Below are 342 nucleotides of genomic sequence, written 5' to 3' on the forward strand. Positions count from 1 at the left end.
CGACAATAACTCGCCATCAAGAATTTTACAGAAACAGACTAACGTAATAGCTGGATACAAAAACCTTCCAGGAGAAATCCGCCGATGCCTTCTAACTTAGCTGAGTCTTATGATACGTGTACCGGCCAACTTATCATGCAGAAATTGCCGATCACGATTAAACAAAGCCCACAGCAACCCAAATCCCAGAAAACTAATGCCTATTACAGCCATAAGGTAGCGCACCATCGCTTGTTGCGTGGTAACTTTTCCGCCATTGGCAGAAACAAGCTGTAATTTCCAGGTCTGCATGGCCAGCGTTTGGCCACCATGAGTCCAGAACCAGATAAAATAGATACCACC

At 45.0% G+C, this 342-nt stretch carries 1 protein-coding gene; it reads right to left on the reverse strand.

Going from position 1 to position 342, the window contains the following annotated elements; genetic code table 11:
* Positions 1–96 precede the first annotated feature (96 nt).
* Positions 97–342 (reverse strand): RDD family protein (locus SQ11_RS15780; RefSeq protein WP_041515159.1); only part of this gene is annotated, 246 nt, incomplete at its 5' end.

Origin of the sequence: Nitrosospira sp. NpAV (genome assembly GCF_000832065.1) — a bacterium.
Lineage (GTDB): Bacteria > Pseudomonadota > Gammaproteobacteria > Burkholderiales > Nitrosomonadaceae > Nitrosospira.